The following is a 12,958-nucleotide window of genomic DNA, read 5'->3' as shown; positions in this document are numbered from 1 at the left end:
TGAATTCAGTATTTTTGTTTAAAATTACTATATAAATTTTTATGAGATCGTTTACATACATCTTTTTCAGTGAAAGAATAATATAAGATACATAAACTTAGGAGGATGTTATTTATGAGTGAAACTATTCCGGAGAAAATGAACGTTGCATTAATGCATGAACCTTATGATATTGAAATTGTCGAAAGAGATATGCCAAAAGTAGGACCCAAAGATGTCTTAATCAAGATGATGGCAGTAGGCGTTTGTGGTTCTGACGTTCACTATTATGCACATGGTCGTGTTGGTGAATTCGTAGTTGAAAAACCAATCGTATTAGGACATGAATGTGCTGGTATGGTAGCACAAGTTGGGGATGAAGTAACAGACTTTAAAGTAGGAGATCGTGTTGCTATCGAACCAGGTGAACCTTGCCGTGAATGTGAATACTGTAAATCAGGACAATATAATTTATGTCCACATATGGAATTTATGGCGACACCACCATACGATGGTGCGTTCTGTGAATATGTAAGCCATCCGGCAGACTTCCTTTATCATTTACCAGACTCAGTGACTTATGAACAAGCAACCCTTGTTGAACCATTCTCAGTAGGTTTACAAGCATGTAAGCGTGCGGATATTAAACCAGGATCAACTGTTGTGATTATGGGTATGGGTCCAGTTGGTTTAATGGCAGTTGTAGCTGCTAAAGCTTATGGCGCAACAAACATTATCGTTTCAGACTTAGAAGACAATCGTTTAGAAGCGGCTAAACGTTTAGGCGCAACAACAACAATTAATATTAAAAATGAAGACGTCGTGGAACGCATTAAAGAATTAACAGACGGTCAAGGTGTTAACTATGCAATCGAAACAGCAGGTAACCCGATCGCCTTAAGAAGCGCATTAAATTCATTAAAAGATGGCGGTACTTTAGCTATTGTTGGTTTACCTCAAGAAGATATGAACGAAATCAATGTGCCATTTATTGCGAACCATGAAATCAATATTGTGGGTGTCTTCAGATATGCGAATACGTACCCTCAAGGCATTCAAATTTTAAGTACAACAGATGCTGATATTGATTCATTATTCACACATCAATTCGAATTAAATGATACGAAAGAAGCCATGGAATTAACACGTACAAGTAAAGGTGATGCCTTGAAAGTAATGGTGTATCCAAACGGTTTCTTAGATAAATAATGAATCACCACCATTAAGCTAAATTGAATATACATTAACATATAGCCTCCTACCTCGCATGGTATGGAGGTTATTTTATGTCTGTTTAAACAGATTGTTTGATTAATCGCGCGCGATTGTTTACACTTTAATTAATCGTACACGATTGAAAAGAGGTGATGTCATGAATAACGAAGATATGAAACTCGCAAATCAGCTTTGTTTTTCAGCTTATAATGTGAGTCGTTTATTCGCGAAATTTTATGAACAACAATTGAAACCATTTGGATTAACGTATTCTCAATATTTAGTTTTACTCGCCTTATGGGAACACGATAATCAACCCTTGCATGAAGTAGGTAAACAGTTAGATTTATCAAGTAATACATTGACCCCACTTTTAAAGAGATTAGAGCAGTCAGGGTGGGTTAAACGACAACGTTCAGAGGCAGATAAACGTCAATTAGTCGTCTCTTTAACGCAAAAGGGGCATGAGCAACAAGAAGCAGTCTTTGAGGCAGTCGCACAATGTTTACCTCCAGAATTTGATGAAACGCAATATAACGAAACGAAAGCAGTCTTAAGCAAATTAGAACAGTCCTTAAAAGCACTCACGAATAAATAAAAAGAGGATGAGTTAAATGAAACAATACGATGTTGTATTTATAGGAAGCGGACACGCAGCATGGCATGCAGCACTAACACTTAAACATGCAGGTAAAGATGTTGCCATTATTGAGAAAGATACGATTGCAGGTACATGTACAAATTATGGTTGTAACGCTAAAATCTTACTTGAAGGACCTTACGAAGTGTTAGAAGAATCAGCACAATATAACGGTATTATTCAATCACAAGACTTGCATGTGAACTGGGAAAATTTAATGGATTATAAAAAGCAAGTGATTAATCCAATGAATGGTATGTTAAAAGGCATGTTTGAGCAACAAGGTATCGATGTTTATATGGGGGCTGGTGTAATTAAAGACGCACACACAGTGACAGTGAACGATGAGGAATTACAAACTGAAAATATCGTCATTGCGACAGGTCAGCACAGTAATAAATTAGATATTGAAGGTAAAGAATTAACTCATGATAGTCGTGACTTCTTATCTATGGATAAACTCCCAAAACGTATGACATTTATAGGTGTAGGTATAATAAGTGTGGAATTTGCATCAATAATGATCAAATCAGGCGTAGAAGTGACTATGATTCACCACTCTGATAAACCACTTAAAGGTTTTAACCAAACACACGTAACACAACTCATTAAAAAATTAGAAGATGAAGGTGTAGATTTCTACTTTGATGAAGAGACGCAAAAAGTAGAAAGAGCAGGCGATGGATACAAAGTTACAACTGAATCTGGCTTAACGATTGAAACAGATTATGTCTTAGATGCGACAGGTAGAAATCCAAATGTAGAAGGTATTGGATTAGATCAAGTAGGTATTGAATATAGTAAGAAAGGTATTTCAGTAGATGGTCATTTAAGAACAAATGTGAGCAACATTTATGCAAGTGGCGATGTCTTAGATAAAGCCATACCTAAATTAACACCTACAGCAATATTTGAATCCAATTACATTGCTGCACATATTTTAGGAATGACCCAAGATGAAATTCAATATCCAGCAATTCCTTCAGTATTGTATTCGTTACCACGTCTTTCTCAAATTGGCGTAACTGTTCAAGAAGCAGAACAAAATGAACGTTATACAGTTAAACACATTCCGTTTGGTAAACAAATGGTATTTGAGTATAAAAATGAAACAGATGCAGAAATGTATGTCGTTTTAGATGAAGAGAAACGACTTGTTGGCGCTGATATATATGGCGTCGATGCAGCTGATTTAGTAAACTTACTCGTATTTATTATTAATCAACGCATGACAGCACAAGATTTAAATCAATTAATCTTTGCTTTCCCTGGTGCCTCTAGCGGTGTCATTGATATGTTAAAAGTGAATATGCTGTAATTTAATATAGATAAATAAAGATGCCTATATATTGGAATCAAAGCGTTATTGTTCCAATCATGTAGGCATCTTTATAAATTTTACTATGCGGGTAGACTAAGATTTTACTTTTGAGATTCTAAGAATTTTTCTGCTACCGCTTTACCAGATTGTGGATTTTGGCCAGTAATAATGCGACCATCAGCGACTGCAAACTCAGTCCAGTTATCACCTTGTTCATAGTTTGCACCACGATTTTTAAGTTCATCTTCAGTAAGGTAAGGAACAACGTCGGCTAAGCCCACTGCTTGTTCTTCACTATTTGAGAAGCCAGTAACCGTTTTACCATCGATAATATAGTTACCTTCAGCATCTTTAACATTTAATAAGCCAATTGCACCATGGCAAACAGAAGCAACAACATCGTTATTTTCATAAATTTCTTGAGTTAGCTTTTGTAAATCTTCATTATCTTTGAAGTCCCAAATTGTACCATGACCACCAGCGAAATAAATGACATCATAATTTTCAGCTTTAACTGCGTCAGGTGTAACTGTATGACCAAGACGTGTCATAAAGTCCTTATTCTGATAATATTCCCAGTCTAAATCTGTCATCATATCTTCTTGTAAACTTTGAGGGTCAATGGCAGTATATCCACCTTCTGGACTAATATAATGTACTTTATAACCATTTTTATATAAGACATCCGCGAAATGAACAACCTCACCAAACCATAATCCAGTTGGACGATTCATATCAGGATATTTCGTTACACTTGTTACTACAACTAATGCTCTTTTTGTATTCATTGATACGCCTCCTAATTTTATACTACGTTCAGTCTACCCTTTTCGGAAAAGTAAGAAACTGAAGGGGTCGTGAATTAAATATAATATGTTTCATGTAAAACGATGTAAGATGTATTCGTTGTTAGTCCAACGCAACTTCAATATACTTGATATAATAACTATTTTTTAATGAGAGGAGGAATTTGAATGGCACAAGACAAAGGAAAATTAAAATGGTCAAGCTTAATTATGGGAACGTTACTCTTAATTGTTGCAGTTATCATTTTCAGTTATCCTGTTAAAAATTTCTACACACTTACTTGGCTTATTGGCTTATTTATTCTTATTAATGGAGTGATTCAACTATTATTCCGTCGTGCTGCGAGAGCGCTTGCCGGTAGCGGTTCAGGTTTAATTGTTGTCATAGGAATTATTGATATTATATTTGGACTACTTGTGATATTTAACGTTGGGGCAAGTTCAACCTTCTTCATATTTATGTTTGCCGCATGGTTTATTGTAAGTTCAGTTATTGGACTAATGACCATTTCAAAACAAAGCCGTTTGAAGGGACTATCTATCATTGTTAACGTTTTAGGCTTACTATTAGGAATTATTTTACTATTTAACCCTATGATGGGAATGATTCTAGTATCAACGATGATAGCCATCACATTTGCAATTCTAGGTGTGACTTACGTTATTGATGGACTTGCGTAAATTTTTAGAATAGGGAGAGAGGTAGAGCTTGGGACATAAATAATATGATGATGCTATTTTGCAAATTCGCAGTAGCTGACTGAACTGAAAATGCGCTTAAATCAAGCTTTTTTCAGTTCTATTCATCCTTGCGGGCGGGGCCCCAACAAAGAGAATTTCACTAAGAAATTCTACAAGCAAAGCAAGTTGGGAGAGGGACGACGAATTTAAAAAGAATTCTGTGCCACTCCCTTTGTCTTTCTTCCCCTTTTTATATTTAGAAGTGAAAATCTTAAAAAGTGAATTCATAAATGGGAAGTATTACAATAAGACTTATTAAACAATGATTCTAGGAGGCATTCATGTGACGTACAATTTTGATGAGATCATAGACCGTCGTTCTACAAATGCGATGAATGTAGAAGGTTATAAAGGCTATTTATTTGGAGACGCAGATACTTCAGATTTAGAAGAACATGATGAACTGATTCGTATGTGGGTAGCTGATATGGATTTCGCGACACCTGAAGTTGTGTTAGATGCTATAAGAGACAGACTCGATAAAAAGATTCTAGGTTATACCAACATATTTGGTACAGATTATTATGAGGCTTTTGTGTCATGGACAGAACGACGATTTGGTTATACATTTCCACAAGATCACCTTGTATTTTCTCATGGGATTGTTGCAGGGTTAATTGAACTTGTAAGCTATATTTGTGACAACGACGATAAAGCGTTGATTTTAACACCAAGCTACGGTCCTTTTAAAATGGCTTGTGATAAAAATAATATTAAGACGGTATATTCTCCTATGATTAATCATAATGGATACTATGAAATCGACTTTGAAGATGTCCGTCAAAAAGTGGAAACAGAAAATATTAAAGTATGTATCTTTGCTAATCCACATAATCCAACAGGTCGTGTATGGTCTGAAGATGAATTAAAGCAATTGGGACAAATTATGGTTGATAATGACGTATGGATCATCTCAGATGAAATTCACTGCGACATTAAACGGGCCGGTCAAACACATGTACCTTTTGCTAAAGCAGTGCCAGATTACGATAAGATTGTTACCGCAATGTCGCAAAGTAAGGCATTTAATATAGCGGGCTTAATGTTCTCAAACATTATTATTCCGAATAGAAGATTATTAAAGACATGGAAGTTACATCACTTTAGTTCCGAGAATCCATTAAGTATCGTTGCGACACAGGCAGCTTATGAAAAGGGCGAAGACTGGTTAGCTGCTATGAATGATTATCTAGACGACAACTTTAAATACCTAGCACAATTTTTAGAACAAGAACTGCCACATGCAGAATTTAAAATTCCAGAAGCAACCTACCTCGCATGGGTTGATCTAAGCTATTACATTAAAGCAAAACACATAGATGAACCAATCGCTAAATATTTCATCAAACACGCCGGCGTTATCATTGAAGGACAAGAACAATTCGTTCATAACGCAGAAGGACATATCAGAATAAACATCGCTGTTCCACGTGAAATCATGATAAAAGGACTGCAAAAGATTAAAGACGCATTAGTTTAAAAATCATAATGTCTATTGGGATGAAAAATACATCTTAATAGACCATTTTTATGTTAAATTAGAAATTAGACATTAATAAAAAGTCAATTATAATTAAATAAATTTAAGTAAAATTTAATATTATTTAAATGAATTTGAACATTATTAAAGTATTTGTTATAGTTATTGGTGAGGAGGAGCAATTGTGAATCAAAATGAAATACCAAGTTGGATTTTAAACCTAGATAAGGGTGATATAGAATTTATCAAAAATTTAGTTCTATACTCTGGATCTTTAAAACAGTTGGCGAAGTATTATGAAGTTTCATATCCAACTGTTAGACAACGTTTGAATAATGTCATTGAAAAAGTCAAAATGTCAGAGCAACAAGAAGATAGCTCCTTAGTTAGTTTCGTTAGAACCTTAGCAATTGAAGAAAAGCTTGAATTAAATGATGCGAAAACCATTCTAGATTTGTATAACAAAGAACGGAAAGGATGAAAGTGAACTTGGAAATTATTAAAATGTTTCTACCGGCACTATTTTTTGCAGTTGTCGTAGCGACACAATATTTTCTTTCAAGAACAGGTAATAAATTTATAGGCTCAATTATTCCAGTAATAGCCGTGATAGTAATAACCTATTTACATATTACAGGTTTTCTTCAACTGAAACTTATTGGAACAATTATATTAACCGTTATCCTCCTATTATTCTTATATGTTGAATGGGATAGAGCCCAGAAAGATAATGAAAAAAAAGCTAAAAATGAAATGAATAAAATGAAAAGTAAAGATTTAAAATAGTTCTATTAAATCACTTTTGAAAAGATAAAATGTGTTTTACTATGACCATATGTTTGCAGAGAATCGATGAAATTCTCTGCTTTTTTCATGTTTTCAAAGCGAGCTTTAAACATAAAACAACTATCTCCAGAGATTCTATAACAAAATTCAACATTCTTTTGTTGAGCAATATAATCTTTAAAGTCTTTGTATAAATTATTTTTAATCGTCAATTCGATGAGTGCTTCAATATCATATCCCAACAATGCATAATCAATTTCAATTGTATAACTTTTGATAATGCGCATATCAATTAATCTATGTATACGATCCCTTGTTGCAGGTACGGATAGATTTACTTTTTGGCTAATTTCATTAAGTGATGTTTTACTATTTTTCAATAAAATTTCTAATAGCTTTTGATTTGTTTGGTCCACCTACACTAACTCCTTAAAAATTTAAAATAATTGAATTAAATTCCTTATAAATATTAAGTCTAAAATGAAAATTTAGCAATAAAATATAGGTTAAGGAGGAATGATAATGTCTATTATTAATGATTCAAGTATAGGTAATACACCTTTTCAAAAATTATTAGGTCATCAAGAAGAATTAATGCAATCATGGTCACAACTAAGTGATTTGTTAGAAAGTGACGGCGCACTTAGCAAAGAATTAAAAGAAGAGTTAAGAAGAATGTTAGCGCAAAAGAACGGTTGTCAGTACTGTAAAGCTAAAGGTCAACCTACCGGCAGTCTTAAAGATGAAAAATCGTCCGTTTGCATAGGATTCACAGAAGTGTTTATTAAGATGGGTGACCAAATTCCGGACAATATTATAAAAGTACTTAAAGACAGTTTAACAACAGAAGAAATTGTTGAACTCATTGCATTTATTACATTCACAAATGCACAACAAAACTTTGGCGCAATAATGAAATTGCAGCCATAATAAAATCCTCTAGCCAACTTGGTTAGAGGGTTTTTTATTTAAGTGAGTAGCAAGATAATCTTCCAAATCTTATAAAACTTATATGAAATAACGGAAATAAGTATATAAAAATTTAATTTTACAATTATTTGAAAATTAAAAATCATGAGTATAAAATGTAATTAAAGAAATGAGAAAACGCTTACATTAAGAATATAGCATATCTCATTTCTATGTTTTTACAGTATGTTTTGGGATGCACAACGATATGATCTTACGGAAGTGGGTGATAGTGATGACGGACTCATATGATTTGATTGTGGTTGGTGCAGGACCTGGTGGATATGTTGCCGCTATTCGCGCTGCACAATTAGGTCAAAAGGTTGGAATTGTAGAGAAAACAAACGCAGGGGGGACTTGTTTAAACGTAGGTTGCATACCTTCTAAAACACTACTCGAACATGGAACGAAAGCACATGATATACGTAAGGCTAATGATTGGGGAATTGAGACACAAGCGATGAAAGTGAATTTCTCTAAATTAGTGCAACGTAAACAACACATTGTTAGCACGCTCACAGGTGGTGTGAAGCAATTATTAAAGAAAAACAAAGTTACTTTTATTAAGGGTGAAGCTACTGTAACAAAAGATTTAGAAGTTAAAGTTAATAATCAAACATATCAAGCGAAAGATATTATTCTAGCAACTGGTAGTAAACCTTTTATTCCACCTATTGAGGGATTAAATGACATAAAGTATGAAACGACAGACACATTTTTTGATATAGAAACGTTGCCTAAACAACTCGCAATTATTGGTGGCGGTGTTATTGCTACTGAGTTAGCATCTTCAATGGCTGATTTAGGAGTCGAGGTTACAATGATTGAAGTTAATGAAGATATTCTTCTCACCGAGATTGAAGAAGTACGTGAACTATTAAAGGACCATTTGAAGAATCAAAGTATAAGAATTTTAACAGGCGCAAAGATATCTAAAGTAACAACCTCTAAAGTGATTTTGGATAATCATGAAGATGTGTCATTTGATACTTTATTAGTGGCAACTGGTCGACAACCGAACATCAAGGTAGCTGAAGATCTAGATATCGATATGGATGGTAAATTTGTACAAGTCGATGAACATTATCAAACAACAATTAATCATGTATATGCTATTGGAGACCTTGTTAAGGGCTATCAACTTGCACATTCAGCAAGTGCACATGGTTTACATGTTGTTGAAACTTTGGCTGGATTAAAACCAACGCCAGTATCTCCAAACAATATTACACGTTGTATTTATACCCGTCTTGAAGCAGCATCAGTTGGTTTATCTGAGTCTCAAGCTAAAGAAGCGGGTTATGACGTATCTGTTACACAATCTTCTTTTCAAGGAAATGCAAAGGCACTCGTAAAAGGAGAAGCACAAGGCTTTATCAAAATTGTGACTGATAAAGCATATGGAGAGGTTTTGGGTGCTTTTATTGTTGGTCCACATGCTACAGATTTAATTAGTGAAATATTAGGTGTCAAAGCTTCAGAAGGTACAATGAATGAGTTATCTAACATCATTCAACCACATCCTTCTCTATCCGAAGCAATTGGCGAGAGCGCGGATGCATACTTTGGAAAAGCCATTCATATGTGATAACAGAACAAATCAATGAATGATAGGAGGAACTAACGATGGAAAAAGAACAAGCACGTTGGATTTATAAAACGATGAATGAAATTCGATATTTTGAAGAAAAGGTGCATAAAATCTTTAGTGACGGTAAGATTCCTGGTTTTGTTCACTTATACGTAGGCGAAGAAGCTGTAGCAACTGGTGTAATGTCACAACTTGAAGACGACGACTATATTACAAGTACACACCGCGGTCACGGACATGCAATTGCCAAAGGATGTGACCTTAATGGCATGATGGCGGAGATAATGGGTAAACGTGATGGACTTGGTCATGGTAAAGGTGGTTCCATGCACGTTGCAGAAATAGATAAAGGAATGCTCGGTGCTAATGGTATCGTAAGTGGTGGCTTCGGACTTGCTACTGGTGCAGGTATTTCTATTCGAAATCAAGGTAAAAAGAATGTTGCTGTATGTTTCTTTGGTGATGGTGCAGCCAATGAAGGTAATTTCCATGAGGGCCTTAACTTTGCCTCAATCTTAAACCTTCCAGTTATCTTTGTTTGTGAAAACAACCAATTCGGTGAAGGTACAACACATGATTATGCCAGTGCTTCAGAAACAATTGCAGAGCGTGCTTCAGCTTATAACATGCCAGGTGTCAGAGTGGATGGCATGGATGTCGTTGAAGTTTATAAAGCAGCGCAAGAAGCTGTAGAACGAGCAAAAAATGGTGAAGGCCCTACGCTAATTGAGTGTGACACGTATCGTAAATATGGTCATTTTGAAGGGGACGAACAAAAAGTTAAATCACCAAATGATCGTAATGCGGATAAGAATGCAACAGAAGACTTTAAACGTCAAGCACTTGAAGAAGGTTGGTTAACAGAAGAAGAATTAAATGAAATTGAACGAGCAGCTGAACAAGCAGTAGAAGATGCAGTGAAATATGCAGATGAAAGTGAATTACCAGATGTAGATTCATTACACGAAGATGTATTTGCCTAAAAGGAGGTCATAACTATGAGTGAAGAACGCAAGTTAACATTTATGGGTGCAATTAACGAAGCAATCGATCAATCAATGGAACAAGATGATAATGTTATTCTCATTGGTACGGATGTTTCAGGTGGTGCAGGTGTAGAACATATTAAAGATGACGATACATTTGGTGGCGTTTTTGGTGTAACTAAAGGACTTGCGAAAAAATATAGTCGAGATCGTGTTATTGACACACCAATCGCAGAACATATTACACTCAGCTCTGCTGTAGGTGCGGCAGCTACCGGTATGCGTCCTATTGCAGAATTAATGTTCAATGACTTTATTGGATTTGGTTTAGATCCTATTTTGAACCAAGGTGCAAAAATGCGTTACATGTTTGGTGGTAAAGCTAAAATCCCACTTGTGGTACGTACAGTTCATGGCGCTGGTGCAGGTGCAGCAGCACAACATTCTCAATCGTTATATAACATGTTCGCCGCTATTCCAGGTGTGAAAGTGGTTGTGCCGTCTAATCCTTATGATGCTAAAGGACTGTTAATGGCAGCAGTACAAGATGATAACTTAGTAGTCTTTTCAGAAGATAAAACATTATTAGGACAAAAAGGTGATGTGCCTGAAGAACCTTACACAATAGAAATTGGTAAAGCAAATGTGACACGTGAAGGTGAGGATTTAACAATTGTAGCAATCGGTAAAATGGTTGCTGTTGCAGAAGAGACAGCAGAGAAGTTAGCAGAGGATAACGTTTCAGTTGAAGTTATTGATTTACGTTCTGTATCACCATGGGATAAAGAGACAGTTCTAGAATCAGTGAAGAAGACTGGTCGTTTAATTGTGATTGATGAATCAAATCCACAATGTAATGTAGCGGGAGATGTTGCATCTGTTATTGGTGATATTGGTTTTGATTATTTAGACGGACCAATCAAGAAAGTCACTGCACCGGATACACCAGTTCCATTCGCAGCAAACCTTGAACAAGCCTATATACCAAACGTAGATAAAGTATTAGATGTCGCATCTGAACTAATTGAAGACTTGAAAAAAGTTAATTCATAGGCAAGGAGGTGTTGAACGATGAGCGAAAATATTATTATGCCAAAACTCGGTATGACAATGAAAGAAGGAACAGTCGAAGAGTGGTTTAAAGCAGAGGGAGATGTGGTTGAACAAGGTGAAAGTGTATGTACGATTAGTTCTGAGAAATTGACTCAAGACGTTGAAGCGCCAGCTAGTGGTACATTACTCGAAATCAAAGTTCAAGCCGGAGAAGAAACTGAAGTTAAATCTGTACTTGGTATTATAGGTGATGAAGGAGAAAGTACTGAATCAAGTAGTACGACTGATTCTGATAATGAAGAATCCAATAACTCACAATCAGACGATGAAGAGCAACAAACCAACGATACAACTTCTGTAAATGAAGATGATAGTAATCATGATGAAGATACAAATATGTCTAATAATGTTGAACCCCAAAATGGTAAACGTATCTTTATATCACCACTTGCACGCAAGATGGCAGAGGATAAAAACTTTGATATCACTAGAATTCAAGGTACAGGCGGTAATAATCGTATAACAAAATTAGATATTCAACGTGTAGAAGAGCAAGGATATGATATTGAAGCAAAAAATGAGGATATGCAATCTAAAGAGGATAAGAACACTAAATTTAACAGTGCTAATGTCGGTGAAGGACTAAATCCAATGCGTAAGCGTATAGCACAGAATATGCGTCAAAGCTTGGCCGAAACAGCACAACTTACGCTACATCGTAAAGTGGATGCTGACCGTTTGTTAGACTTCAAAAACAAACTATCAGCTGAACTTGAGAATGCAAATCAAGATACTAAATTGTCTGTCACAGCATTGCTAGCTAAAGCCATCGTCTTAGCACTTAAAGATTATGGTGCAATGAATGCTCGATATGAAAATGGTCAACTTACAGAATATGATGATGTTCATTTAGGTGTGGCAACGTCACTCGACGAAGGGTTAATGGTACCAGTTATAAATAATGCAGACACTAAAAGTATTGGTGCTTTAGCTAAAGAGATTAAATCTTCAGCAGAAGCGGTACGTGATGGTAATACAAATGATGTTAAACTGTCAGGTGCTACATTCACAATCACCAACATGGGTACGAGTGGCATCGAATATTTCACACCAATTCTTAACCTGGGTGAAACAGGAATCCTAGGTGTAGGTGCACTTTCTAAAGAAGTTGTACTTGAAGGAGATAGTGTTAAACAAGTATCACGTATACCGTTAAGCTTAACGTTTGATCATCAAATTCTTGATGGTGCGAGCGCTGCTGATTTCTTAAAAGTATTAGCTAAATATATTGAAAATCCATATCTATTAATTCTTTAATAACAAATATATTTAATTTGATTAAGACCCTCAGTACACAAAAAAGTGCTGGGGGTCTTTTCATGTCTCGAACC

14 protein-coding genes are annotated in these 12,958 nt (G+C 35.4%); 12 read left to right on the top strand and 2 right to left on the bottom strand.

The features are described from left to right. The first annotated feature begins 114 nt into the window (after positions 1-114). The 3 genes from F1592_RS06715 (at position 115) to F1592_RS06705 (ending at position 3,152) form a co-directional block, all read left to right on the top strand. A complete protein-coding gene (locus tag F1592_RS06715; RefSeq protein ID WP_033079829.1) occupies positions 115-1,188 on the top strand; it encodes an NAD(P)-dependent alcohol dehydrogenase in 1,074 nt (357 codons plus the stop codon). Positions 1,189-1,351: 163 nt separating this feature from the next. Beyond that, positions 1,352-1,792, top strand: a complete 441-nt coding sequence (locus tag F1592_RS06710; protein WP_053016176.1) for a MarR family winged helix-turn-helix transcriptional regulator — start codon at positions 1,352-1,354, stop codon at positions 1,790-1,792. 16 nt (positions 1,793-1,808) lie between these two features. Beyond that, positions 1,809-3,152 (top strand): dihydrolipoyl dehydrogenase family protein, encoded by a 1,344-nt coding sequence (locus F1592_RS06705; RefSeq protein ID WP_053016177.1) that lies wholly within the window; start codon positions 1,809-1,811, stop codon positions 3,150-3,152. A 104-nt stretch (positions 3,153-3,256) separates the two neighbouring features. Here F1592_RS06705 and F1592_RS06700 read toward each other — a convergent pair whose 3' ends face one another. After that, positions 3,257-3,943, bottom strand: a complete 687-nt coding sequence (locus F1592_RS06700; protein WP_033079826.1) for a type 1 glutamine amidotransferase domain-containing protein — start codon at positions 3,941-3,943, stop codon at positions 3,257-3,259. Positions 3,944-4,129: 186 nt separating this feature from the next. Between F1592_RS06700 and F1592_RS06695 the strand changes: the two genes are divergently transcribed. From F1592_RS06695 to F1592_RS06680, 4 genes are all read left to right on the top strand, one after another. After that, positions 4,130-4,642: a DUF308 domain-containing protein gene (locus F1592_RS06695; RefSeq protein ID WP_053041687.1), complete on the top strand. Its 513-nt coding sequence runs from the start codon at positions 4,130-4,132 to the stop codon at positions 4,640-4,642. A 343-nt stretch (positions 4,643-4,985) separates the two neighbouring features. After that, positions 4,986-6,182 carry a 3M3SH-releasing C-S lyase gene (locus F1592_RS06690; protein WP_053016179.1) on the top strand — a complete coding sequence of 399 codons (1,197 nt, stop codon included), beginning with the start codon at positions 4,986-4,988 and terminating at the stop codon, positions 6,180-6,182. A gap of 184 nt (positions 6,183-6,366) precedes the next feature. Next, a complete protein-coding gene (locus tag F1592_RS06685; protein WP_053016180.1) occupies positions 6,367-6,663 on the top strand; it encodes a DUF2089 family protein in 297 nt (98 codons plus the stop codon). A gap of 2 nt (positions 6,664-6,665) precedes the next feature. Next, entirely contained in the window at positions 6,666-6,968 is a 303-nt protein-coding gene (locus F1592_RS06680) for a hypothetical protein (protein WP_313770320.1), read from the top strand. A gap of 5 nt (positions 6,969-6,973) precedes the next feature. Here F1592_RS06680 and F1592_RS06675 read toward each other — a convergent pair whose 3' ends face one another. Further along, positions 6,974-7,384, bottom strand: coding sequence for an Lrp/AsnC family transcriptional regulator (locus F1592_RS06675; RefSeq protein ID WP_053016182.1), 411 nt, complete (start codon positions 7,382-7,384; stop codon positions 6,974-6,976). A 106-nt stretch (positions 7,385-7,490) separates the two neighbouring features. On the opposite strand from F1592_RS06675, the gene F1592_RS06670 reads away from it, so the two are divergent. From F1592_RS06670 to F1592_RS06650, 5 genes are all read left to right on the top strand, one after another. Next, positions 7,491-7,898, top strand: coding sequence for a carboxymuconolactone decarboxylase family protein (locus F1592_RS06670; protein WP_053016183.1), 408 nt, complete (start codon positions 7,491-7,493; stop codon positions 7,896-7,898). A 274-nt stretch (positions 7,899-8,172) separates the two neighbouring features. Continuing rightward, the gene (gene lpdA / locus F1592_RS06665; protein WP_053016184.1) at positions 8,173-9,525 is read left to right on the top strand and encodes a dihydrolipoyl dehydrogenase; all 1,353 of its coding nucleotides are present in this window, start codon (positions 8,173-8,175) and stop codon (positions 9,523-9,525) included. 38 nt (positions 9,526-9,563) lie between these two features. After that, positions 9,564-10,511, top strand: a complete 948-nt coding sequence (locus F1592_RS06660; protein WP_011274553.1) for a thiamine pyrophosphate-dependent dehydrogenase E1 component subunit alpha — start codon at positions 9,564-9,566, stop codon at positions 10,509-10,511. A gap of 15 nt (positions 10,512-10,526) precedes the next feature. After that, the gene (locus tag F1592_RS06655; protein ID WP_053041684.1) at positions 10,527-11,567 is read left to right on the top strand and encodes an alpha-ketoacid dehydrogenase subunit beta; all 1,041 of its coding nucleotides are present in this window, start codon (positions 10,527-10,529) and stop codon (positions 11,565-11,567) included. An 18-nt stretch (positions 11,568-11,585) separates the two neighbouring features. Beyond that, positions 11,586-12,884 (top strand): dihydrolipoamide acetyltransferase family protein, encoded by a 1,299-nt coding sequence (locus F1592_RS06650; RefSeq protein ID WP_053016186.1) that lies wholly within the window; start codon positions 11,586-11,588, stop codon positions 12,882-12,884. Positions 12,885-12,958: the final 74 nt, after the last annotated feature.

The organism is Staphylococcus sp. GDX7P312P, assembly GCF_008385775.1.
GTDB classification, from domain to species: domain Bacteria; phylum Bacillota; class Bacilli; order Staphylococcales; family Staphylococcaceae; genus Staphylococcus; species Staphylococcus haemolyticus.
Note: the sequence above shows the minus strand (reverse complement) of the source record. Positions and strands in the feature narration are given on the sequence as shown.

Coding starts and splice junctions, on each gene's coding strand:
- F1592_RS06715 (WP_033079829.1), top strand. CDS start 115: ATGAGTGAAACTATTCCGGAGAAAATGAACGTTGCATTAATGCATGAA.
- F1592_RS06710 (WP_053016176.1), top strand. CDS start 1,352: ATGAATAACGAAGATATGAAACTCGCAAATCAGCTTTGTTTTTCAGCT.
- F1592_RS06705 (WP_053016177.1), top strand. CDS start 1,809: ATGAAACAATACGATGTTGTATTTATAGGAAGCGGACACGCAGCATGG.
- F1592_RS06700 (WP_033079826.1), bottom strand. CDS start 3,943: ATGAATACAAAAAGAGCATTAGTTGTAGTAACAAGTGTAACGAAATAT.
- F1592_RS06695 (WP_053041687.1), top strand. CDS start 4,130: ATGGCACAAGACAAAGGAAAATTAAAATGGTCAAGCTTAATTATGGGA.
- F1592_RS06670 (WP_053016183.1), top strand. CDS start 7,491: ATGTCTATTATTAATGATTCAAGTATAGGTAATACACCTTTTCAAAAA.
- lpdA (WP_053016184.1), top strand. CDS start 8,173: ATGACGGACTCATATGATTTGATTGTGGTTGGTGCAGGACCTGGTGGA.
- F1592_RS06660 (WP_011274553.1), top strand. CDS start 9,564: ATGGAAAAAGAACAAGCACGTTGGATTTATAAAACGATGAATGAAATT.
- F1592_RS06655 (WP_053041684.1), top strand. CDS start 10,527: ATGAGTGAAGAACGCAAGTTAACATTTATGGGTGCAATTAACGAAGCA.
- F1592_RS06650 (WP_053016186.1), top strand. CDS start 11,586: ATGAGCGAAAATATTATTATGCCAAAACTCGGTATGACAATGAAAGAA.